We start from the raw sequence: 20578 nt of genomic DNA, 5'->3' as shown, positions 1-20578 counted from the left end.
GCTTGCGCACGTGCGTCCGGCTAGAGCTGTTTGCGCACATGCGTGCGGAAGTCGGAAGGTTTGTTGAGCTGGTCGCGCTCCACGAAGACCCGCATGCGCTCGGCTAATTCCGGGGTGAGTTGAGTGCGCGTTTGGGATCCAAGGACGGAATCCCAGTACCAGAAGGTCTCCTCGAAGTAGTTGTGCCCGTGGCCGCCGGGCACGTTGAGGGAGTTGATCTGGTCCAGGGCCACCTGCCAGAAGGTGATGAACGGGTGCCAACGCAGATTCTTAAAGGTATCCGCGTACAGGGTCTGCGGGGTGGGCTCGTGGATCCAGTTGGGACGGGCGTAGATGAGCTTGCTGTCCCACCACACGATGGCGTCGGAGGCGTGCTGGCCCACCGCCACGCGCGGGCGTTCCCAGCGACCATAAGGCTCGCCGAAGGCGTCGTGCTCCATGTGGGCAGGAACGGCGGCGAAGCGGAGGTGCCGGCCGCCGTCGATAAGCGGCAGGCGTTCCAGGGAACCGCGTTCACGGTGCAGGCGCCGCATGAAGCTGGTCATCCGCGGAGGTCCGGTGAAGACCGCACCATCGCAGGCGGCGAGGAGTTCCTCGAGCGTCTCAAAGTTCTCCACGATGGCATAGCAGCCCAGCGACTCGCCGCTGAAATACAACTTGGGGCGGTTGTCCTCAGGGAGGAGCTCGAGGCGGTCATGGACGGCCGCGATGAGCTCGCGCGCAAAGGTGCGGGAGAGGTTCTTGTCCACCAGGTAGGAAAACATGGAAGGCAAGTAGTCGAATTGCAGGGCCACGGTGGCGCAATTGCCCCGCGTGAGGAATTCGTATCCACTGACCGCATAGTTATTGATCCATCCTGAGCCGGAGGGCATTTGCAACACGATCGTGTCGCGGTGGAACGCACCCGTGCGGTCCATCTCCGCCACCGCGTGGCGTGCGGCGGCGTGCGGGCCGCGACCGCGAATGAGTCCGATATAGATGCGAATTGGCTCGTGGGCGCGCTCGAAGTGCATGACCTCCTTGATGTCCTGGGCGCGCGGGCCGCGGTCAAGAAACGCTCTGCCCTGTGAGCCGACGGCCGTCCAAGGCTCATGGGACCAGGGGCTGCCAGAGCGCTCCGGCTCCCACGGCATGGCGGAGCCCGGATATACCAGCTTGTTGAGCGCCAGGCCTTGGACGGAGGCCTTGCGGAGCAAGCGACGCCACACCATCCGGTCGCTGACCAGGGCTGTGGCGAAGCCGACCGCGCCGCCGGCTAGCGGCCAGGCAATCCACCTGGGCAGCCAGCGCTGGACCTGGAGGGACAGCTGAGTGACGGTGAGCTGGGCTGCCTCCCCCACAACGAGCAAGGCGCCGTAGCCTGCCGTGCCCACGGCCATGCCCAGTGCTGCGGACTGCGGGCCGCGGTCATTGAGCTTTCCCACGAGCCGGGCTTGCTCCGTCTGATTGCGCAGGGAGCGTATGCCTGCGACGAGTGTGCCAACCCCAAGTGCGTAGTAGGAATAGCGCCGAGTGGTGGGGCCGACGCGGTCCTGGGGGCGTCGGCCAGCGTGGTGCAGCGCGCGCTTGGCAGCGAAGGCCGCGGTGGTCGCGGCGAGGTGTCCAGCGCCTTGGCCGATGGCCACGTTGGCGGCGGTGACCCACCACGGGCGGGGCAAAAGGGAAGGGGAGACGGCTGCCCACGTTGCGACTTCGGCGCCGAAGAGCCCGGGCCACATGTTTTGTGGCAGGCGCCGCCGGCCAGTCATGCGCATGCCGGGCGTGAGATCGCTGATGATCTCCAGGGAAAAGATTGCAGCCTGAAGGCCCGTGCGGGCGGTTCTGAGTGCGATGCGGCGCGCAAGTTGACGCATGCTGGCCATTGAACCAGCTTTAGGTTCGACGTGCAGCGCAGCCTCCATAGATGTCCGATCAGACATAAAAATGTGAGATCGGACTACTGGGTCTGTGAATTCGGGCGCATAACGAGCAAAATTCGGACATTGGGGGCACAATAGGAGGCATGGGAAATCATGTTGGAAACAAAGTAGTACTCATCGGCGCGGGCGACGTTGGAGTTGCTTACGCCTACGCTCTGGTCAACCAGGGAACTGTTGACCACCTGGCCATCATCGACATCGACGAAAAGAAGCTCGAGGGCAACGTCATGGACCTCAACCATGGTGTTGTCTGGGCCCCGTCCCGCACCCGCGTGACCAAGGGCACCTACGAAGACTGCAAGGACGCCTCCATGGTCGTCATCTGCGCCGGCGCCGCTCAGAAGCCCGGCGAGACCCGCCTGCAGCTCGTGGACAAGAACGTCAAGATCATGAACTCCATCGTGGGTGACGTCATGAAGAACGGCTTCGACGGCATCTTCCTGGTCGCCTCCAACCCGGTGGACCTGCTGACCTACGCGGTGTGGAAGGCTTCCGGCTTCCCGCACGAGCGCGTCATCGGCTCCGGCACCGTCCTGGACTCGGCCCGCTACCGCTACATGCTCTCTGAGATGGATGACGTGGCGCCGACCTCCGTCCACGCCTACATCATCGGCGAGCACGGTGACTCCGAGCTGCCGGTCGTCTCCTCCGCCAACATCGCTGGTGTCTCCCTGTCCCACCGTTCTGAGAAGGACCCGGGCTACAACGAGCGCATCGAGAAGATCTTCGAGGACACCCGCGACGCCGCCTACCACATCATCGACGCCAAGGGCTCCACCTCCTACGGCATCGGCATGGCCCTGGCCCGCATCACCCGCGCGGTCATTCAGAACCAGGCTGTCGCACTTCCTGTCTCCGCTTACCTGCAGGGTGAGTACGGCCACGAGGATGTCTTCATCGGCACCCCGGCCATCGTTGACCGCTCCGGCGTCAACCGTGTTATCGAGCTGGCCCTCGATGACCACGAGAAGGAGCGCTTCGAGAACTCCTTCAACACTCTCAACACCATCAAGGAAGAAATCTTCGGCTAGTGAAGATTGTCGCCCACAGGGGATACTCCGGGAAATATCCGGAGCTATCCCCTCTTGCCTTTGAAAAAGCGCTCGAGCTTCCCATTCACGGCATCGAGTGCGATATCCGTCTGAGCAGCGACGGCAAGGTGGTGGTTCACCATGATCCCACCCTGGACCGCACCACGAATGGCTCAGGCCGAGTGTCTCGCATGACATGGGAGGAGCTGCGCCGCCTCAAGATCGGTGGTGGCCAGCGCATGCTGCTTCTCGACGAGCTCCTCGAGATGCTCGGCGATAAGAAGCATCACCTCTACATCGAGACCAAGCATCCCTCGGGGCAGGGCGACATCCTCGAAGAACAGATGGTGCTGCGGTTGCGCTACGCAGGGCTTGTCGACGACCCCCGGATCCACATGATTTCCTTTTCCCACCGGGCCATCCGTCGAATGGCAGCGCTCGCCCCGCATATCGACCGCATATATTTGCGCCGCGATTGGGAGCGCCATTTCAACCGCCCGGACATCCTGTTATCGCAGCCCACGGGCCTAGGCATGTCGCTGCTGCGCGGCAAGCTCCAACCAGGTGCCATCGGCGCGCATGGTCTGCCCACGTATATGTGGACCATCGATAAACCCGAGGATATGAAGTGGGCGTGGGCCAATGGGGTGGATATTCTCGCCACGAACCAGCCGGAAGTGGCCCTGCATGCCATTGAGCTGTAATGAACAGGTAAGTTGTTCAGTATGGCCAAGAAGAAAAAGAAGAACGAACAGCTGCCGGAGGGCATGTCCCGCCGCCAAGCTAAGCTCGCTGCCCGCGCCGCCGAGCGCGCTGCCCTGGAAAAGGACCCCCGCCCCTTCGGTGGGCTCGCCGCTGAGGCTAGCCTCGTCGCCCTGCAGGAATTCGTTCCTTCCGCAACGGCGAAGCTGTCTGTGAAAGGCTTTGACAAGGACGTTTACGTCTCCACCGTGCTGCCCGGTGCTACCGCGGCACTCATCCGTGATGAGGAGTCCGGCGGCGAGGCCTTCGTGGGCCTGCAGGTGCAGTCCCATACGCACAACCCGGGCCGCGACCTAGCTTTCGCCCTGAACTGGGTGAAGAACAACGCGCCGGGTTCCACCCTCGAGTCCACCGCTGCTGATGGCTCCCAGCCGGAGCTCAAGGAGCTGCTTGAGGAAGACGCCGAGCTGGAGATCAACGTCTACCAGGACTTTGCGTGGTGGATGCCGGAAGGCGCGCAGGTCCCGCCGCAGATGGCGCAGGCTCTGCAGCGCGCCAACGATTCCGTCATTGAATCCTACCAGGTAGGCCAGGAGGCCGAGGGCTTTGTGGGCACCGCCTTCTGGGCTAACGCCGGTGGCGGCAAGGCGCACATCCGCTGGGTCCGCCCCTGCGATGACGAGAATGCTTTCCTTAACGCCCTCGCGCGCATCGCCGCTCGCGGTGAGCTCAACCTGGGAGAGAATACCAAGTTTGCCGGTGTCTTCCGTACCCACGGCCTCATCGCTCCGGTCTTCGACCTCGACCCGGAGGTTGCGCACGATTCCTACGAGGCAGAGTTGTCTCGCGTGAACAAAGCTCTGGAGGAGGAGATCTCCAACGACGCTAACCTCGACGCCGATGAGCGCAAGCAGCTGCAGAACATCAAGTCCCGTCAGGTGACGCTGCGCTAGTATCTCGGTGCCTTCGCCCCCGAGGCGCGGGTACGAAACGATCAAATAAGGCTCCAAAACCACAAGGTTTTGGAGCCTTATTTGATCGAAACGACCGGCCGAAGCCTTAGCGCATGGAGTCCCAGAGCGCTTGGGCCTCGGCGTCGTCCCAGAGGACGACGTTGCCCACGACCGTGTCCTCGAAGCCGCCGATGGGAACCGTCTTTGTTTCCACGCCGGAGGCCATGGATAGCGCCACGCGGGCAAGGTGCCAGACGTGGTCCTTCTCGTTGACGATGAAGGAGTCGGCAGTGTGGTTAACCAGTGAAATTGCCTTGAAGGGGTTGCCGATGGTGGAGAAAGACGTTGCCTTATCCAGCAGTGCGGCGAAGAATTCGCGCTGGCGCTCCACGCGGTCCAAGTCACCCATCGCGGTGGCGCGGGTGCGCACGTAGCCGAGGGCATCTGGCCCGCGGAGCTTCTGGCAGCCCGCTTGGAGGTCGATGCCGGCGAGCGGATCGTTGATGGGCTCCTTAACGCAGATATCCACGCCGCCCACGGAATCCACGACGTTGGCCAAGCCGCCCATGCCGATCTCCGCATAGTGGTCGATGTGGAGGCCGGTGGCTTGTTCCACGGTTTGGGTCAGCAGCTGCGGGCCGCCGTAAGTGAAAGCGGCGTTGACCTTGTCCATGCCGAAGCCTGGCACGTCGACATAGCTATCGCGTGGAATGGAGACCAGCTCGGCCTTTCCGGAGCTGGGGATGTGCAGAAGCATGATGGTGTCGGTGCGGCCGACGCCCACATCGCCACCGGTGCCTAGCTCCGCCTGTTGTTCCTCGGTGAGGCCCTGGCGGGAGTCTGAGCCCACCAACAGCCAGTTCGTCCCAGAGGTCTGCGCCACCTGCTCGGTGGGCAGGGCATCGATGCGGGTGAGGCGTGAATCCGTCCACAGGGTAAAAGCCACCATGAAGACGAGGGCGATGACGACGAGCCAGCCCAAGCAACCGAAAGCTTGCTTGGCCGGGTTGACCTTCTTGCGGCGGCTATGTGGGCGTCCCGCGGAACGCCCGCGGGAGGGAGCCTGTGGGGAGTAGCTGCGTGGCGGTGCGTCGGGGCTTCGCCGGTATGCGCTGGCGGCAGGTTCCCGGGTGGGCGCGCTCTGGTGGGGCGCTGGGCGAGCGGGGGAGTGCTGGGCCATGTAGGCGTCGACGTCGAAGCGGGTTTCCTCTGGCCGTGAGCTACGCGGGCTGGGACGCTGGGTGCGTGGGGAATTATGAGACGGCGTGCTGCGCTGTGTGGATGGACGGCGGCGCACCGGACGGCCGTAGCGATCACGCAAGGGCTGCCCATCAGCACCAAGGACAAATTCGCCCGCGTCCTGGCCGGAGGCATGTGAGGCGCGCGGGCCAGCCGGGTCGTAGGGGCGGGAAGGCCTCGCAGAATCAGCGGAGCCCGCGCGGCGGGGAGTGCCGTGGGGCTCGCCAGCACGGCGAGCTTCGCGCTCGGGATCGCGTCCTTGGTAGGTCATGGGGAACACTGTACCGCGAAACCACTTGCGCCCCACCTATCCCACAGGGCGCGGTGGTGGTCTTTTCGGCGCGACGCTGTCCCGGGCACCGCTTAGGCACCGAAGAGGAGTGCGTAACCGACGAAGGCGATGGCATCGATAAGAAAATGCGCGATGACCAGAGGCCATACCTTCCCGGTGCGGTGGAAATACCAGCCATAAAGCAGGCCCATGATGATATTGCCAAAGCCGGCGGAAACTCCCTGGTAGAGGTGATAAGAACCGCGCAAGATAGAGGAGGCGGCCAGCGTTGCGGGTAAGGCCCAACCACTCTGCTTGAGCCTGGTCATGAACCAGTAGACCACCACCAGTTCCTCCGCCCAGGCATTAGCGAAGGATTTAATCAGCAGCACGGGGATCTCAATCCAGCTATCGAAGGCCCCCGGCACCACCTCCTTGGTCCAGCCGAAGTGCAGCGCTATGTAATACAGCGCCAGACCCGGCAGACCGATTACCGCCGCCAACGCCGCGCCATGCAGGCCATCCCGCCACTGCGGGCGGGGTGGAGAAGAAATCAAGTACAGAGCAAGCGCTCCCCACGCGAAGAGCACCGCGGCACTGCACAGCTGGAAGGCGAGGTCGAGCAACGTAGTCGCTGACTGCGAAGCGTTGATGGTGACCGATTGCTCATTGAGCGGCGCCGGGTTGAGCAGAGAATCGGTCAGACGCAACGCGGCGCGTACACCCGAAATACCAAAGGTGATGGTGAGGACGATGAGTATTTCCGCCCGCAGGCGTGAGCGCGCGCTCATGGGTGAAGCACCTGGGCGAGGCCGAGAAGGGAGGCATCATCAAGCGTGAGCGAGCCCAAGTGCACGCCCACCGGCGGATGATCGCGCACCGGCCACGGCACGGAAATAGCGGGCAGCTGCGCTACGTTGAACAACGAACCCCACGGTGACCACCGCGTTTGCTCATCAAAGTTGGCCTGGTGCTCCAGCGCCAGGAAATGCCCGCGCCGGGGCGGATCGAAGGCCAGCATGGGGCTTAAGATGGCGTCTACTTCCCACTCTTGTGCCAGCATTTCCGGTAGCTGAGCGGCGTGGGCGCGGGCCGCGGCAAATTCGGAATCCGTGACTCGGCGGCCCTTCGCGCGAATCCATTCCGCGTAACCCTCCGCGAAGTCAAGCCTAGCCAGCCGGCGGCTAAAGATATGCTGGAAGGCCTCAAAGGTAGCCGCGGCCTGGGGATAGGGGGAAATGGCCACGGTTTCGAAACCCGCGCCTTCAAAGGTGGCGGTGGCCTCCGCGACCGCGCGCAGCATGTGCGGGGCCACCTCGACCTCGGCGAAAAGAGGATCCGTCAGCACGCCGATGCGGGCGCGCCGGGCACGCGGGCGAAGGCCGTGCAGCGTTGCGGTATCGGCGATGCTGCGCGTGATGAAGCCCTGTACCGAGAGGTCCTCGCCGCCGGGCTTAAACCCGACGACGCCGCAGGCAGCGGCCGGAACGCGGATGGAACCGCCACCGTCGGAGGCATGCGCGGCGCGCAGCAATCCACGCGCCACCTGGACCGCCGCTCCGCCGGAGGAACCGCCCGGCGTATGGCCGGGATAGAGAGGATTATCCGGGTGGGGCAGGCCGACAGGTTCGGTGTCCACACGCAGGCCCAGCTCGGGTGCGGCGGACTTGCCGACGACTCGCGCGCCGGCGTCGATAAGCTCCTGCACGAAAGGATCAGTCTCCTCCGCCACGTAGGCACGCTCGGCATGGCCGAGCGTGGTGGGCATGCCGGCGACGTCGTTGAGATCCTTGACCGAGAGAATCCACCCGCTCAAGCGCCCGTGTGCCTGTGGCCGGCGCTCGAGATCGAGATACGTGAAGCCGTGCTCAGCAGGGCTCAGGCCCGCTAGATCCTCGCGCAGCTTGTCCAGTGTGAACTCGGTTCTCTCCATGGCGGCTCAGTCTAGTAGTTGAGTGGGATAAAGTTGCTGCCATGAGCACCACCATCGCATTCCTCGGGCCCGCCGGAACCTTCACAGAAGCGGCGATGCAGCATTTTGCCGCTGACTTTGACTCCCCCGAGGGCCTTCCGGTGAGCTCGCCGGCCGAGGCGCTGGCGGCGGTGCGCTCCGGTGCGGCGGACTATGCCTGCGTGGCCATTGAGAACTCCGTGGACGGACCCGTCACGGCTACTTTTGACGCGCTTGCCGACGGCTCCCGGGTCCAGATCTACCGCGAGGTAGACCTGCCGGTGTCCTTCTCCATTCTGGTGCGCCCCGGCAGTTCCAGCCACACAACCTTCTCCACGCATCCTGTGGCCTACCAGCAGGTACGCGGTTGGTTGGAGCAGAACCTGCCGGACGTGGAGTATGTCCCGGCGGCGTCGAATGGCGCGGCAGCGCAGGCCGTGGCGCGCGGGGAGGTGGACACTGCGGCTGCCCCTGCCCGGGCAGCGGAGGTCTTCGGGCTGGACTCGATTGCGGAGAATGTCGCGGACGTTGCCGGGGCCACGACCCGCTTCGTCCTGGTGGGGCCAGCCGGAAAACCGACCGAGCGGACCGGCAACGACAGGACGTCGGTCATCTTCACCCTGCCCAACGAGCCCGGCTCCCTCGTCGGCGCCCTCCAAGAATTCGCGCACCGCGGGGTGGATCTTTCCCGCATCGAATCCCGACCGCTGCGCACCGTCTTCGGTAACTACCGCTTCCACGCCGACCTCATCGGGCACATCGAGGACCAACCGGTGGCGGAGGCTTTGCGGGCGCTGTGGTTGCGTGCGGAGAACGTCGTTTTTGTCGGCTCCTGGCCTTCCGCAGTAAAACTCGGGGAGGGCCCACGGGATTTGGCGCGGCTGAAAGAGGCCGATGACTGGGTAGCGCAGGCGCGCACCGGCCAATAGTGTGGTGAAGCATGACCGGAAGAATCATCCTCCTGCGCCACGGCCAGACCTATTCCAATATTGACCGCATCATGGATACCCGCCCGCCGGGTGCCGAGCTCACCGAGCGCGGCCGCGGCCAGGCGGAAGATGTCGGCCGCGAGTTGGCGGAGCTGTGCGCCGGCCGCCGCGTGCGCTTTGTGTGTTCTATTGCCCTGCGCGCCCAGCAGACGGCGATGCTGGCCGCCCGCACATACGGCGAGGCAGCCGATGAGCGCAGCGTTCCGGTGGAGGTGCTCGTGGGCCTGCACGAGGTCTTCGCCGGCGAACACGAGATGAGCGGCAGCGAGGATACCCACCGCGAGTACATGGTGGCGCTGCGCGGCTGGGTTGACGGCGACCCGGAGGCCCGAATGCCGGGCGGTGAAAGCTACGTGGACGTGTTGGGGCGCTACCAGCCTGTGCTGGAGGATCTCGCTGCTGAGCTGGAGGATGATGAAGACATTGTCGTCGTCAGCCACGGCGCCGCCATTCGTGTGGTGACGACGCACGCCTGCGGCGTGGACCCCGATTTTGCCTACACCGGGTACATGCCCAACTGCCGCTTCACCCTCATGGAGCCGCAGGGCCAGCCCTTTGGCCAGTGGGTGCTGAGGCGCTGGGCGGATACCGAAGTTTAGTTCATTGCGGCCACGGTAGGTACCTACCCCCAGCCGAGCTCGTGGAGACGGTCCTCCTCGAAACCAAAGTAGTGCCCGACCTCGTGGAAGACAGTCACCATGACTTCGTGGGCGAGCTCTTCTTCCGAGTTGCTTATCGCCTGCAAAGGCTGCCGGTAGATCGAGATGGTATCTGGCAGGTGGCCGGTGTGTGAGGCCGTGCGGTGGGTGAGCATCACGCCCTCGTAAAGCCCAAGAAGGTTGGGGTTATCCGGGTGCTCTTCCTCGACGAGGATCACCACGTTGCGCATCTGATCGACGAAGCGATCCGGGATCTTGTCCAGGGCCTCGCCGACTAATTCCTCGAAGCGTTCCTCGCTGACCTCGTACATGTGTTTACTCCCTGTTGAGTGGACGGGGGTTATTGGGCCGGTGCCACGGCTTCAGGTGCGGCGGGATCGGCGTTCTGCCCGGCTGGCTGGGCATTCTCGCTGCCCTGCTGGGAGTTCTGCTCGGCTGGCTGGGCATTCGGGTCGCGCAATGGGTTGCGCTTCGGCTGCTCCGTGGGCGGGGCGCCATTAATGCTCAGGGCCTCACGGCCGCCCGTGGCAGAGCCGGTGATCTCGGAGAAGTGGCCATCCTTGATATGGATTAGGGAACAATTCACCGAGCGGGAGCCGCCCTCCCACGATTCGCGGCTCATCGCGCCCCAGAAAGGCTGCAGCGTGGATTGGTAGAGGTTCTCCTCGCCGCCCAGGTAATCGATGGCGTTTTGGGTACACGTTTCGGAGAGGAATTTATCCATCTCTTCATCGCTGGGGTAAGCATCGGGGAACTTCTCTGCCAGGCTGATGACGGACACGGTCTCCATCTGGTGCGGCTCTTGGCACGGCACGGTGCTGACTACCTGTTTGTCATCCACCTTGCGGCATTCGCCGGGCTTGGCGACGATCGCCTGGTCCACCTCGCTGACCTTGCCCGTGGACTCCTGCGGTACGCCGTTGGCGTCGGTAGTCTGCAGGCCGCACAGGAGGGTGCGGTCACCCTGATCCCAGGAACCAGCCGGCGGAAGGATGGAAGCAATGTCGTAGCGTCCGTTGGGATCCCATTTGCCGTTGAGGTAGCTCACCGTGGGGGCCTCGCACAGCTCGTCGCGCAGGGCGTTTTGCCGCGTGACGTCTGGTCGCTTGGCGTTGGGGCCGAACTCGCTGGTGGGGTAGGCGCTGAGATCCTCTCGGGCGGAGACCTCGAAGCGGTGCGGTTTATCGCAGCTGGTCTGCTCAAAACCTGTGGCAGTGCCGTCCGGGGCGATATCCCACGTCACACACGAGCCCGCGGAGGCGGTGGTGAAGGATGCGGCTTCGCCTTCGGAGGAATCAGCGGCCTGGCTACCGTCGGCGCTGGGGGAAGCGGAGTCATGTGCGGCCGAATCGGTGCCAGTTGGCCCGCCACTGAAGAGACCGTAGAACGCCAAGAAGACGGCCGCGGCCACGGCAGCAACGAGGACGACGCGGATGGCGGAGGCGGAGCGCCACGCAGATGAAGTGCTCATAGAACTCTTCATACTACCCCCTCAACGGCTCAGGCTTCTAGCCCGCCCAAGGCTAAGGCGGCGGGAGAATCACTAGATGCGCGAGCGGGAGACGTGTGTTGTGAGCCGGTAGCGGTCGGTGCGGTAGACCGAGGAACACCATTCAACCGGGCGGTCCCCGGAGCGGGCGAGGCGGGTGATGTGCAGGAGCGGGGTGCCCGGTGAGACGTCGAGAAGCTCGGCGATGTCCTCCTCAGCTGCCACGGCGGTGACGGTTTGTTCGGCCTCGGTGATGGGGACCTTAAAGGTGTTATCCAAAATCGAGTAGACGGAGTTGTAGATGTCATTTTCCAGCAGCGTGGGCGCGAAGGCAGAGTTATACCAGCCATCGTCGATGGAATAAGGCTCGCCATCGCCCAAGCGCAGGCGCCGCAGGTGGGTATGGGAAACCGAGGCTTCCGTACCGAAAAAGGCGCAGACGTCACCGGGGGCGGCGCTGCGTTCACCCAGCAGGATGCGCGAGGAGGCCTGTACTTTCTGATAGCCCATCTCATCAGAAAAGGAGGCCAAATGAAGCCGGGAGACCAGCGGGTTGGGGGCCACGAAGGTGCCTTTTCCTCGCACGCGGCGCAGGCGGCCTTCAGCTACTAGGTCGCCGATGGCGCGGCGCACGGTGATGCGGGAAACGCCGTATGTTTCCTCGAGGATACGCTCGCCCGGAAGGATGTCACCGGGTTTGAGAGTGGTTCGGCAGAGCTCGGAGAGAATATCCCGCAGCTGAGCGTGCTTGGGCACGGGGCCGTCGGTAATAATGTGAGGTGCCATGTTATCCATGATAATCCGCTGGTTATTACCAGCGCAAAGGTATGGCCGTGCGCTAGACTAACCGGCGTGATTGATCTCAAGTTTCTTCGCGAAAATCCCGATGTCGTCCGCGCCTCCCAGGTAACCCGTGGGGAGGACCCCGCCTTGGTGGACCAGCTGCTCGCCGCCGATGAACAGCGCCGTGCGGCCATTGTGAAGGCGGACCAGCTGCGCTCGGAGCAGAAGGCCTTTGGTAAGAAGATTGGCCAGGCCTCCCCGGAGGAGCGCCCCGCGCTGCTGGAGGGCTCTAACGAGCTGAAGGAGAAGGTCAAGGCGGCCGGCGAGGAAGCGGCCGCAGCCGAGGCCAAGGTGACGGAGCTGCAGTACCAGCTCTCCAACGTGGTGGAGGGCGCCCCGGCGGGTGGTGAGGATGACTTCATCGTGCTCGAGGAGGTCGGCGAGAAGCCGCAGTTCGACTTCGAGCCAAAGGATCACCTGGAATTGGGTGAAACGCTGGGGCTTATCGACGTCAAGCGGGGCGCCAAAGTCGGCGGCGCACGTTTCTACTACCTCACCGGCGATGGAGCCTTCCTGCAGCTGGGGATGCTGATGTTGGCTGCGCAGAAGGCCCGCGAGGCCGGTTTCCAGCTCATGATCCCGCCGGTGCTCGTGCGCCCGGACGTCATGCAAGGCACCGGCTTCCTGGGCCAGCACTCGGATGAGATCTACTACCTGCCGGCGGATGATCTCTACCTGGTTGGTACCTCCGAGGTGGCTCTGGCCGGCTACCACAAGGAAGAAATCATCGACCTGTCGAAGGGGCCGCTGCAGTATGCGGGCTGGTCCTCCTGCTTCCGCCGCGAGGCGGGTTCTCACGGCAAGGACACCCGCGGAATCCTGCGCGTGCACCAGTTCGACAAGCTGGAGATGTTTGTCTACTGCAAGCCGGAAGACGCCGAGGAGATGCACCAGAAGCTGCTGAACATGGAAAAGGACATGCTCGCGGCGATGGAGCTTCCCTACCGCACCATCGACATCGCGGGCGGGGATCTGGGCTCCTCCGCGGCGCGCAAGTTCGATAACGAGGCGTGGGTGCCGACTCAGGAGACCTACCGCGAGCTCACCTCGACCTCGAACTGCACCACCTTCCAGGCCCGCCGCCTGTCCACGCGCTACCGCGATGAGAACGGCAAGACCCAGTACGCCGCTACGCTCAACGGCACCCTGGCTACCACCCGCTGGCTCGTGGCCATTCTGGAGAACCACCAGCAGGCAGACGGCTCCGTCGTGGTTCCGGAGGCACTGCGCCCATTCGTGGGCAAGGACGTTCTGTACCCCGTAAACTCCTAGAAGAACGCGGCGCACGGCGGCTCGCGCGCCGCTTACTTTTGTCCCCTCCTTGCTGCCTTCCACCGGCGGCGAGGTCTTAAGCATTTGGAGCACTATGAGCGTTGTGGCTAACTTCCTTTACCGGCAGATCACGCACATCGGGCGCGGGGTGACTATTGCTCAGGGGCTCAAGATGCGCCTGTCCGGGGAGGAGAATATCCCGGATAAGGGCGGGGCCGTCATCGTGTGCAATCACACCGGCTACATGGATTTTCTCTTTGGGGCTTTCCTGGCGTATCGCAAGCGCCGCTTGGTGCGCTACCTGGCTAAGGCCTCTATTTTTAAGACGCCGGTGGCAGGACAACTTTTTCGGCTGATGGGCCATGTGCCGGTGGACCGCATCGATGGTGGGGCGTCGATTGTGAAGGGCATTGAGCTGGCCAAGAGCGGGGAGCTCGTTGGGGTGTTCGCGGAAGGAACGATTTCCCGCAGCTTCGAGATTCGCAGCATGCGCAATGGCGCGGCGCGGATTGCTCATGGCGCGGGGGTGCCGATTATTCCGCAGGTTATCTTTGGCTCCCAGCGCCTGTGGACGAAGGGGCAGAAGAAGCACCTGGGCCGCACGAAGGCGCCTGTGCTGATCAAGGCCTTGGAGCCTTATTACACGACGGGTGACTTTGACGCGGACATCGCTGAGGTGCGCCGCCGGATGCAGGAGGCCCTGGAGGGCCTGTGGGCCGACTACGAGGCGGAGTTTGGTCCGATGCCAGCCGGGGAGTTCTGGGTTCCAGCCCGCAAAGGTGGTGGGGCACCAACGCTGGAGGAGGCAGAGGCAAAGGACTCCGAGGTGGAGTCCGAGCGCTACCGCGTGCGTCGGCTGCGCGATGATCTGACAAGCCTTAAGGACCGTGTCTCTGAGGCCACCGTGGAGCTTATGCGCGACCGGATGGCGCTGATGAAGCCGGGCAGTAACGAGGAAACCGGTACCGCAGAAGCTGGAGCCGACGCCGCAGAGAAGAATCGCCCGCGTACTGCGCCGGAAACCCTCGAGTGGATCAAGGAGAACCTCAACTCGGTGGTTGAGGAAGCCATGCGCGGCGTCGGGGAAGGCCGCGACAAGGTCACGGAGGTCATGGCGCAACTGAAATCCGACGTGATGGAAGCCCAGGCCTCGATGACGGCGAGCAGCAAGGAGATTTTCGCCGGATCCGTGGTGGAGCAGGGCTTGCTGTCTGCGGCGACGCAATCGCGCATCATCGTTTCCCGCCTGCCTCACCGGGTGAAGGCTGAATATTCTGAAGCGCCGCGGGTTATTGCGGCGGATCAGAGTGCGTTGAGCATGGAGAACGGCGAGATTTCGAAGCGGCTCCAGGAGGCGCTTGTACAACTGCACCCGCAGGTTGAGGAAGTGATCGTGATTTCGCCGCAGGGCGAGGTGCTGGATGCTGCGGCTTTTGGGGATCTCCCCCAAACCTGCTGGCGCATTGCCTGCGCGGACGGGGCCGAAGGGGTGCAGTTCAACGATGCTCCCGGTGGCGCGGTGGTGACCGCGGCTTCGCCGGCGGAGGGGTTGGCAGCCGTGGTGAAGAAGATCGGCGCCGAGCCCAAGGATCTCTTGTTCTTTGCCAACGAGCCAGGGGATGAGACCTTTGCGGAGGGTGGGGAAGGCGTCGCTGTGCATATGGTGGCGCTGGAGACTGCCCCCATTGAGGTGATTAAGGCTGCCCGTGCGGTGACGTATTCCTCGGAGCGTTATGGCATTGCTGAGGTGCTGGAGGCGATGGCACGCCTGCAGCGTGAGAAGGAATAGGCGTTAACATCCTCGGCGTGCCGAGGGTTGCAAAAGTCCGCAAACACCCCCGCAAGGGGGTGTTATTTTATTTTGTTCACCTATGGAATGCCTTAAAAACGCCAGCTTACGCCACCGGAACCTACGTGTGAGTAGCGTCTCCGGAGAGAAATCCAGGTGATATATAGCATTGGCTTTGGGAGAAAACTTCTTCCTCATCCGCCTCTCGGGCAGGTAGCCGAGGCATCGGTGAGCAGGGCGCTCGTGGTGGATGAGCACATTATGCTGCGCAATCCGTCAACTGGACAGGACTTTCTGACGCCGTGCAGCGAGAGAGGAGACTCAGTCAACAATGACCACGACGAGTATTACAAGCTTCAACCCTGAGTATTTTGAAAAGACCTGGAATGACTACTCCACCGAGGACTATGACGTCGTCATCATCGGCGGAGGTTCCGTAGGCGCCGGCGCCGCCGTGGATGCGGCCACTCGTGGCCTGAAGACGGCTGTGCTCGAGGCCCGCGACTTCGCCGCTGGCACCTCGTCGCGCTCCTCCAAGATGTTCCACGGTGGCCTGCGCTACCTGGCCATGTTTGATTTCCGCCTGGTGGCGGAGTCCCTCAAGGAGCGCGAGCTCAACATGTCCACCCTCGCACCGCACCTGGTGAAGCCGCTGAAGTTCATCTTCCCGCTGACCCACCGCGGCTGGGAGCGCGTCATGATGTTTGGCGGCTTTACCCTCTATGACCTCATGGGCGGCGCCAAGAGCGTTCCGATGCAGAAGCACCTCACCCGCAAGGGCGTGCTGAAGGTGACCCCGGGCCTCAAGGAGGACGCCGTCGTCGGTGGCGTGCGCTACTACGACACGCTTGTCGACGACGCCCGCCACACCATGACCGTCCTGCGCACCGCCGCCGAATACGGGGCCAACGTGCGTACCGGCACTGAGGTCATTGGCTTTGAGAAGGACGCCCGCGGGCGCGTCACCGCTGCGAAGGTCCGCGACCTGGAAACCGGCCGCGAGGCCACCGTCAAGGGCAAGGTTTTCATCAACGCGACCGGCGTGTGGAACGACAAGATTCAGCAGATGGCAGGCGTCGAAGGAAAATTCACGGTTCATGCCTCCAAGGGTGTGCACATCGTGGTTCCGAAGGATGCCCTCGACGCGGAAGCCGCGCTGTGCTTCGTCACCGAAAAGTCCGTGCTCTTCGTCATCCCGTGGGGCGAATACTGGATCATCGGTACCACCGACACCGATTGGGAAAAGGGCCTATCCCTGCCGGATCCGGCCCCGACCAAGGCGGATATTGACTACATCCTGGACCAGGTCAACCAGCGCGTGCGCAACAAGATCACCCGCGATGACATCGTCGGCGTGTACTCCGGCCTGCGCCCGCTGCTGTCCGGCAAGTCCGATTCCACCACCAACCTCTCCCGCAACCACGCCGTGGCCCGCGTGGCACCCGGCATGGTTTCCGTCGCCGGCGGCAAGTACACCACCTACCGCGTCATTGGTAAGGACGCCGTGGACCTGGCCGTGAAGGAGCTGGGTACTAAGGTGTCCGAGTCCGTTACCGAGCGCACCCCGATTCTGGGCGCGGATGGCTACCACGCGCTGGCCAACCAGGTACCGGCGCTGGCTCGCCGCTATAACCTCAGCGAGGACCGCATCGAGCACCTGCTCGGCCGCTATGGCTCTCTGATCGGTGAGGTGCTGGCCCCGGCTGCTGAGGACGCCACGCTGCTCGAGCCGGTTCCAGGCGCCGAGAGCTACATCTGGGCTGAGGTTCGCTACGCCGTCACCCACGAGGGCGCCCTGCACATCGACGACATCGTGACCCGTCGTCTGCGCGTGGCCATCGAGTTCGCCGACCGCGGCGTCGCCGCTGCGCAGCCGATCGCTGAATTCGTTGCCCCGCTGCTGGGCTGGGATCAGGCCGATATTGAGCGCGAAGTCTCCCACTTCACCAAGCACACCGAGGCAGAGCTCGCCGCCGAGGCAGCGCTGACCGACCGTGAAGCAAACGACATCCTCGAGCGCGCAGGAAGCGCACGAGCCACCAAGGAAGAAGCCTAAAAGTCACAGGGGCCCAGCGAGAGGTGGTTTTCCCTCGCTGGGCCCTTGGCCTAGGCAGATAAGAAAGGACATCTAATGACCGGAATGGATGCATTCCTGTGGGAGTTCATCGGCACTGCGCTGCTGCTCCTGCTCGGCAACGGCGTGTGCGCCGTTGTGAACCTCCGCACCTCAGGCGCGCGCGGTTCGGACTGGATCGTCATCGCTATGGGCTGGGGCCTCGCGGTCTTCATCGGCGCTAGTGTTGCCGACCCCACCGGCGGCCACCTCAACCCGGCGGTCACCATCATGCTGGCCGTGAATGGTTCCCTCGAGTGGGGCCTCGTTCCCTACTACCTGCTGGGGCAGATTCTCGGCGCCATGCTTGGTGCATTCCTTGCCTGGGCTACCTTTAAGCAGCTTTTCGACGCCAACAATCTCGACGAAGCCGGCAACGTCACCGGCGCCAACAAGAACACCGGGGGCATCTTCTTTACCAAGCCTGCGCACCCGAATAATGGGTGGAACGCGGTCACCGAGTTCATCGCTACCTGCGTGCTGCTCATGTTCATCGCCTTCGGCCCAACCGGCGGCGAGCTGGGGCCGCTGAGCTACTTCGGTGTTGCCTTCGTCATCGTCTCTATTGGTCTGTCCCTCGGCACCGCCACCGGCTACGCGATTAACCCGGTCCGTGACCTTGGTCCCCGCATCATGTACGCCTTCTTCCTTCCCATCAAGGACAAGGGAGACGCCAACTGGGGCTATGCATGGGTCCCGGTAGTTGCACCGATGCTGGCGGCCGTCGCCGTTGGCCTGTTGTCCATGGTTCTTTAAACCAACCCCGACAAGGAGAAAACAATGTCTACCAAGAGCTACGTTGCAGCAATTGATCAGGGAACCACGTCTACCCGCTGCATTATTTTCAACCACGACGGCGAACAGGTGTCCGTCGGCCAGCTCGAGCACGAGCAGATCTTCCCGGAGAAGGGCTGGGTCGAGCATGACCCGGAGGAAATCTGGAGTAACACCCGCCGCGCGGTGGGTGAGGCTTTGGCCAACGGCGACATCAACGTCGAAGACATCGCCGCCCTCGGTATTACTAACCAGCGTGAGACCACCGTTGTGTGGGACAAGAACACGGGCAAGCCGGTGTACAACGCCATTGTCTGGCAGGACACCCGCACCACCGAGATTTGTAAGGAACTCGCCGGCGACGAGGGCGCGGACAAGTGGCGCCGCCGCACCGGCCTCATTATCAACTCCTACCCGGCCGGTCCGAAGGTGAAGTGGATCCTCGATAACGTCGAGGGCGCGCGCGAGCGCGCTGAAAAGGGCGAGCTGCTCTTCGGCACCATCGATACCTGGCTGCTGTGGAACCTCACCGGCGGTGCGGACGGTGACAACGGCCAGGAGGCCCTGCACGCCACCGACGTCACCAATGCCTCGCGCACCTTGCTCATGGACATCGAGAAGCTCGAGTGGGATGAGGAACTGTGCAAGGAGATGGGTATCCCGACGTCCATGCTCCCGGAGATCCGCCCGTCCCTGGGTGACTTCCGAACCGTGCGCGAGCGCGGCTCGCTGGCCGGCGTGCCGATTCGCGCCATTTTAGGTGACCAGCAGGCCGCCATGTTCGGCCAGGGCTGCTTCCGCCCGGGTTCCGCCAAGAATACCTACGGTACCGGCCTGTTCCTCCTGCTCAACACCGGTACTACCCCGAAGTTCTCCGAGAACGGCCTGCTCACCACCGTGTGCTTCCAGCGCGAGGGCGAGCGCCCTGTCTATGCGCTCGAAGGGTCCGTGTCCATGGGCGGTTCCCTGGTGCAATGGCTGCGCGATAACCTGCAGATCATCCCGAACTCTGCCTCCATCGAGAACATGGCCCGTGAGGTTAAGGACAACGGTGGCGTCTACATCGTTCCTGCCTTCTCTGGTCTGTTCGCCCCGTACTGGCGCCCGGATGCCCGCGGTGTCATCGTGGGCCTGACCCGCTTTGCCAACCGCAAACACCTGGCCCGCGCGGTCCTCGAGTCCACGGCGTACCAGACTCGCGACGTCGCCGATGCCATGGTGGCGGACTCCGGCGTGGAGATCACCGAGCTGCGCGTCGACGGCGGCATGACGATGAACGAGCTGCTCATGCAGTTCCAAGCGGACATGCTTGGCGTGGAGGTGCACCGCCCGAAGAACGTGGAGACCACCGCCACCGGTGCTGCATTCGCCGCGGGCCTTGACTCCGGCTTCTGGGATGACCTCAGCGTGCTGAGCTCCCAGCAGGGTGACTTCAAGGTGTGGAAGCCGCAACGCGAAAAGGAAGAAGTCGAGGCTCTCTACCGCGATTGGAAGCGCGCCATCAAGCGTTCCCTGAACTGGGAAGACGTGGACGATGACGACGTGATTGCCTAAGACCTGAACGACGCACGAGGACGCGGCCGTGACGAGTAATCTCGTGGCGGCCGCTTTCGTCGTTGGGCGCTTATCCGTGCCGTCGTGTGTCTCAACCTGACGTAGACTCGGGGCTATGGCCAATGAAGTATTCTCGGACCACGCTCCGCGCCTCATCATCAGCGATATCGACGGTACTTTGTTGGACCGAAACCACCGGGTGCCCAAGCGAAACCGCGAAGCTGTGGCCCGTGCGGTCGCCGCGGGCAGCGAGTTTGCGCTGGCAACTGGGCGCCCCTTCCGGTGGATCATGCCCGTGCTCGAGCAGCTGACCGTGCGCCCAGTCTGCGTGACATCAAATGGTGCGGTGATTTATGACTCGGCGGAGGACCGCGTTCTCTCCGCCCACGAGCTTTCGCCTGAGGCCCTCGCTGAAACCGTGAAGGTCGCTGCAAAGGTGCTCGAACCGCATGGCGGGGTTGGCTTCGGGGCGGAGCGCGCGGGAGGCTCGGTCTTGGACCCGGTTGAGGAACTCTTCGTGGTGGAATCGCACTATTCAGAGAACGCGCTCTTTGAGGGCTTCGGGCTGGTGAGCGTGGGGGAGTTGGTGTCTCGACCGGCGGTCAAGCTGTTGATTCGTAATACCGCGTTCTCGGCGCCGGAACTCTACGAACTCATCGCGCCGCACATTGATTCCGAGCTTGCTCACGTGACCTACTCGATGTCCGAGGGCGTTCTAGAGGTTGCGGCCCCCAACGTGACGAAGCGCCGCGGAGTGAAGTGGCTGGCCGAGCATCACGGTATCGCCCGCGAAGACATCATCGCCTTTGGTGATATGCCCAACGATATCGAGATGCTTGAGTGGGCCGGGTGCGGTGTTGCCATGGAGAATGCGCATCCGGATGTCGTGGCCGCTGCAGATGCAGTGACGCTGCCGCACCATCAAGCAGGTGTGGCAAAGGTCCTCGAGCGCTGGTTCTGATATCTCCGGTTGCGGGGTGTGTGGTGGTGTTTTAGTGGCTCTTCCGGTTTCGGGGTGCGTAGCGGGGTG

At 63.4% G+C, this 20578-nt stretch carries 18 protein-coding genes; 11 read left to right on the top strand and 7 right to left on the bottom strand.

Annotated features, from left to right (window positions below; all coding sequences use genetic code 11):
- Window positions 1–20: 20 nt before the first annotated feature.
- On the bottom strand, window positions 21–1862 hold the full coding sequence (locus tag HMPREF2967_RS00390) for an alpha/beta-hydrolase family protein (RefSeq protein WP_070684497.1): 1842 nt from the start codon (window positions 1860–1862) through the stop codon (window positions 21–23).
- 140 nt (window positions 1863–2002) lie between these two features.
- On the opposite strand from HMPREF2967_RS00390, the gene HMPREF2967_RS00385 reads away from it, so the two are divergent.
- Genes HMPREF2967_RS00385 through HMPREF2967_RS00375 form a run of 3 tightly spaced genes read left to right on the top strand, consistent with a single transcriptional unit; the run spans window position 2003 to window position 4605 of the window.
- Entirely contained in the window at window positions 2003–2950 is a 948-nt protein-coding gene (locus HMPREF2967_RS00385) for an L-lactate dehydrogenase (protein WP_070523884.1), read from the top strand.
- Window positions 2950–3654 (top strand): glycerophosphodiester phosphodiesterase family protein, encoded by a 705-nt coding sequence (locus tag HMPREF2967_RS00380; protein ID WP_070523881.1) that lies wholly within the window; start codon window positions 2950–2952, stop codon window positions 3652–3654. The genes HMPREF2967_RS00385 and HMPREF2967_RS00380 overlap by 1 nt, the downstream gene beginning before the upstream one ends.
- A 21-nt stretch (window positions 3655–3675) precedes the next feature.
- A complete protein-coding gene (locus tag HMPREF2967_RS00375) occupies window positions 3676–4605 on the top strand; it encodes a DUF5926 family protein (protein ID WP_070523878.1) in 930 nt (309 codons plus the stop codon).
- Between the two features lie 106 nt (window positions 4606–4711).
- Here HMPREF2967_RS00375 and HMPREF2967_RS00370 read toward each other — a convergent pair whose 3' ends face one another.
- The 3 genes from HMPREF2967_RS00370 to HMPREF2967_RS00360 form a co-directional block, all read right to left on the bottom strand.
- On the bottom strand, window positions 4712–6115 hold the full coding sequence (locus tag HMPREF2967_RS00370; protein ID WP_232770538.1) for an LCP family protein: 1404 nt from the start codon (window positions 6113–6115) through the stop codon (window positions 4712–4714).
- A gap of 92 nt (window positions 6116–6207) precedes the next feature.
- The gene (locus tag HMPREF2967_RS00365; RefSeq protein WP_070684496.1) at window positions 6208–6906 is read right to left on the bottom strand and encodes a CPBP family intramembrane glutamic endopeptidase; all 699 of its coding nucleotides are present in this window, start codon (window positions 6904–6906) and stop codon (window positions 6208–6210) included.
- Entirely contained in the window at window positions 6903–8048 is a 1146-nt protein-coding gene (locus HMPREF2967_RS00360; protein WP_070684495.1) for an amidase, read from the bottom strand. Before HMPREF2967_RS00360 ends, HMPREF2967_RS00365 begins: the two co-directional genes overlap by 4 nt.
- Before the next feature lie 41 nt (window positions 8049–8089).
- On the opposite strand from HMPREF2967_RS00360, the gene pheA reads away from it, so the two are divergent.
- Both pheA and HMPREF2967_RS00350 read left to right on the top strand, forming a co-directional pair.
- On the top strand, window positions 8090–8995 hold the full coding sequence (gene pheA, locus HMPREF2967_RS00355) for a prephenate dehydratase (protein WP_070531800.1): 906 nt from the start codon (window positions 8090–8092) through the stop codon (window positions 8993–8995).
- Window positions 8996–9006: 11 nt separating this feature from the next.
- Window positions 9007–9654, top strand: a complete 648-nt coding sequence (locus tag HMPREF2967_RS00350) for a histidine phosphatase family protein (RefSeq protein ID WP_070531803.1) — start codon at window positions 9007–9009, stop codon at window positions 9652–9654.
- Between the two features lie 23 nt (window positions 9655–9677).
- On the opposite strand, the gene HMPREF2967_RS00345 is transcribed toward HMPREF2967_RS00350, so the two are convergent.
- The 3 genes from HMPREF2967_RS00345 to HMPREF2967_RS00335 all read right to left on the bottom strand — a co-directional run bounded on the left by HMPREF2967_RS00345 (window position 9678) and on the right by HMPREF2967_RS00335 (window position 11989).
- Complete coding sequence (locus tag HMPREF2967_RS00345) at window positions 9678–10025, bottom strand: metallopeptidase family protein (protein WP_070684494.1); 348 nt, start codon at window positions 10023–10025, stop codon at window positions 9678–9680.
- 29 nt (window positions 10026–10054) lie between these two features.
- The gene (locus tag HMPREF2967_RS00340) at window positions 10055–11185 is read right to left on the bottom strand and encodes a septum formation family protein (RefSeq protein WP_070684493.1); all 1131 of its coding nucleotides are present in this window, start codon (window positions 11183–11185) and stop codon (window positions 10055–10057) included.
- A gap of 72 nt (window positions 11186–11257) precedes the next feature.
- Window positions 11258–11989: a GntR family transcriptional regulator gene (locus HMPREF2967_RS00335; protein ID WP_198530998.1), complete on the bottom strand. Its 732-nt coding sequence runs from the start codon at window positions 11987–11989 to the stop codon at window positions 11258–11260.
- Between the two features lie 66 nt (window positions 11990–12055).
- Here HMPREF2967_RS00335 and serS point away from each other — a divergent pair, with 66 nt between their 5' ends.
- The 6 genes from serS (at window position 12056) to HMPREF2967_RS00305 (ending at window position 20509) form a co-directional block, all read left to right on the top strand.
- The gene (serS, locus tag HMPREF2967_RS00330) at window positions 12056–13318 is read left to right on the top strand and encodes a serine--tRNA ligase (protein ID WP_070531816.1); all 1263 of its coding nucleotides are present in this window, start codon (window positions 12056–12058) and stop codon (window positions 13316–13318) included.
- 94 nt (window positions 13319–13412) lie between these two features.
- Entirely contained in the window at window positions 13413–15107 is a 1695-nt protein-coding gene (locus tag HMPREF2967_RS00325; RefSeq protein ID WP_070684491.1) for a lysophospholipid acyltransferase family protein, read from the top strand.
- A gap of 331 nt (window positions 15108–15438) precedes the next feature.
- Complete coding sequence (locus HMPREF2967_RS00320; RefSeq protein WP_070684490.1) at window positions 15439–17163, top strand: glycerol-3-phosphate dehydrogenase/oxidase; 1725 nt, start codon at window positions 15439–15441, stop codon at window positions 17161–17163.
- Between the two features lie 75 nt (window positions 17164–17238).
- Complete coding sequence (locus tag HMPREF2967_RS00315; RefSeq protein WP_070684489.1) at window positions 17239–17976, top strand: MIP/aquaporin family protein; 738 nt, start codon at window positions 17239–17241, stop codon at window positions 17974–17976.
- A gap of 24 nt (window positions 17977–18000) precedes the next feature.
- Window positions 18001–19548 carry a glycerol kinase GlpK gene (gene glpK, locus HMPREF2967_RS00310; protein WP_070523843.1) on the top strand — a complete coding sequence of 516 codons (1548 nt, stop codon included), beginning with the start codon at window positions 18001–18003 and terminating at the stop codon, window positions 19546–19548.
- A gap of 115 nt (window positions 19549–19663) precedes the next feature.
- Entirely contained in the window at window positions 19664–20509 is an 846-nt protein-coding gene (locus HMPREF2967_RS00305; RefSeq protein ID WP_070523840.1) for a Cof-type HAD-IIB family hydrolase, read from the top strand.
- Window positions 20510–20578: the final 69 nt, after the last annotated feature.

The organism is Corynebacterium sp. HMSC059E07 (genome assembly GCF_001814395.1).
Lineage (GTDB): Bacteria > Actinomycetota > Actinomycetes > Mycobacteriales > Mycobacteriaceae > Corynebacterium > Corynebacterium hesseae.
The sequence above is the reverse complement of the archived record's forward strand: the minus strand, read 5'-3'. Positions and strand labels throughout refer to the sequence as shown.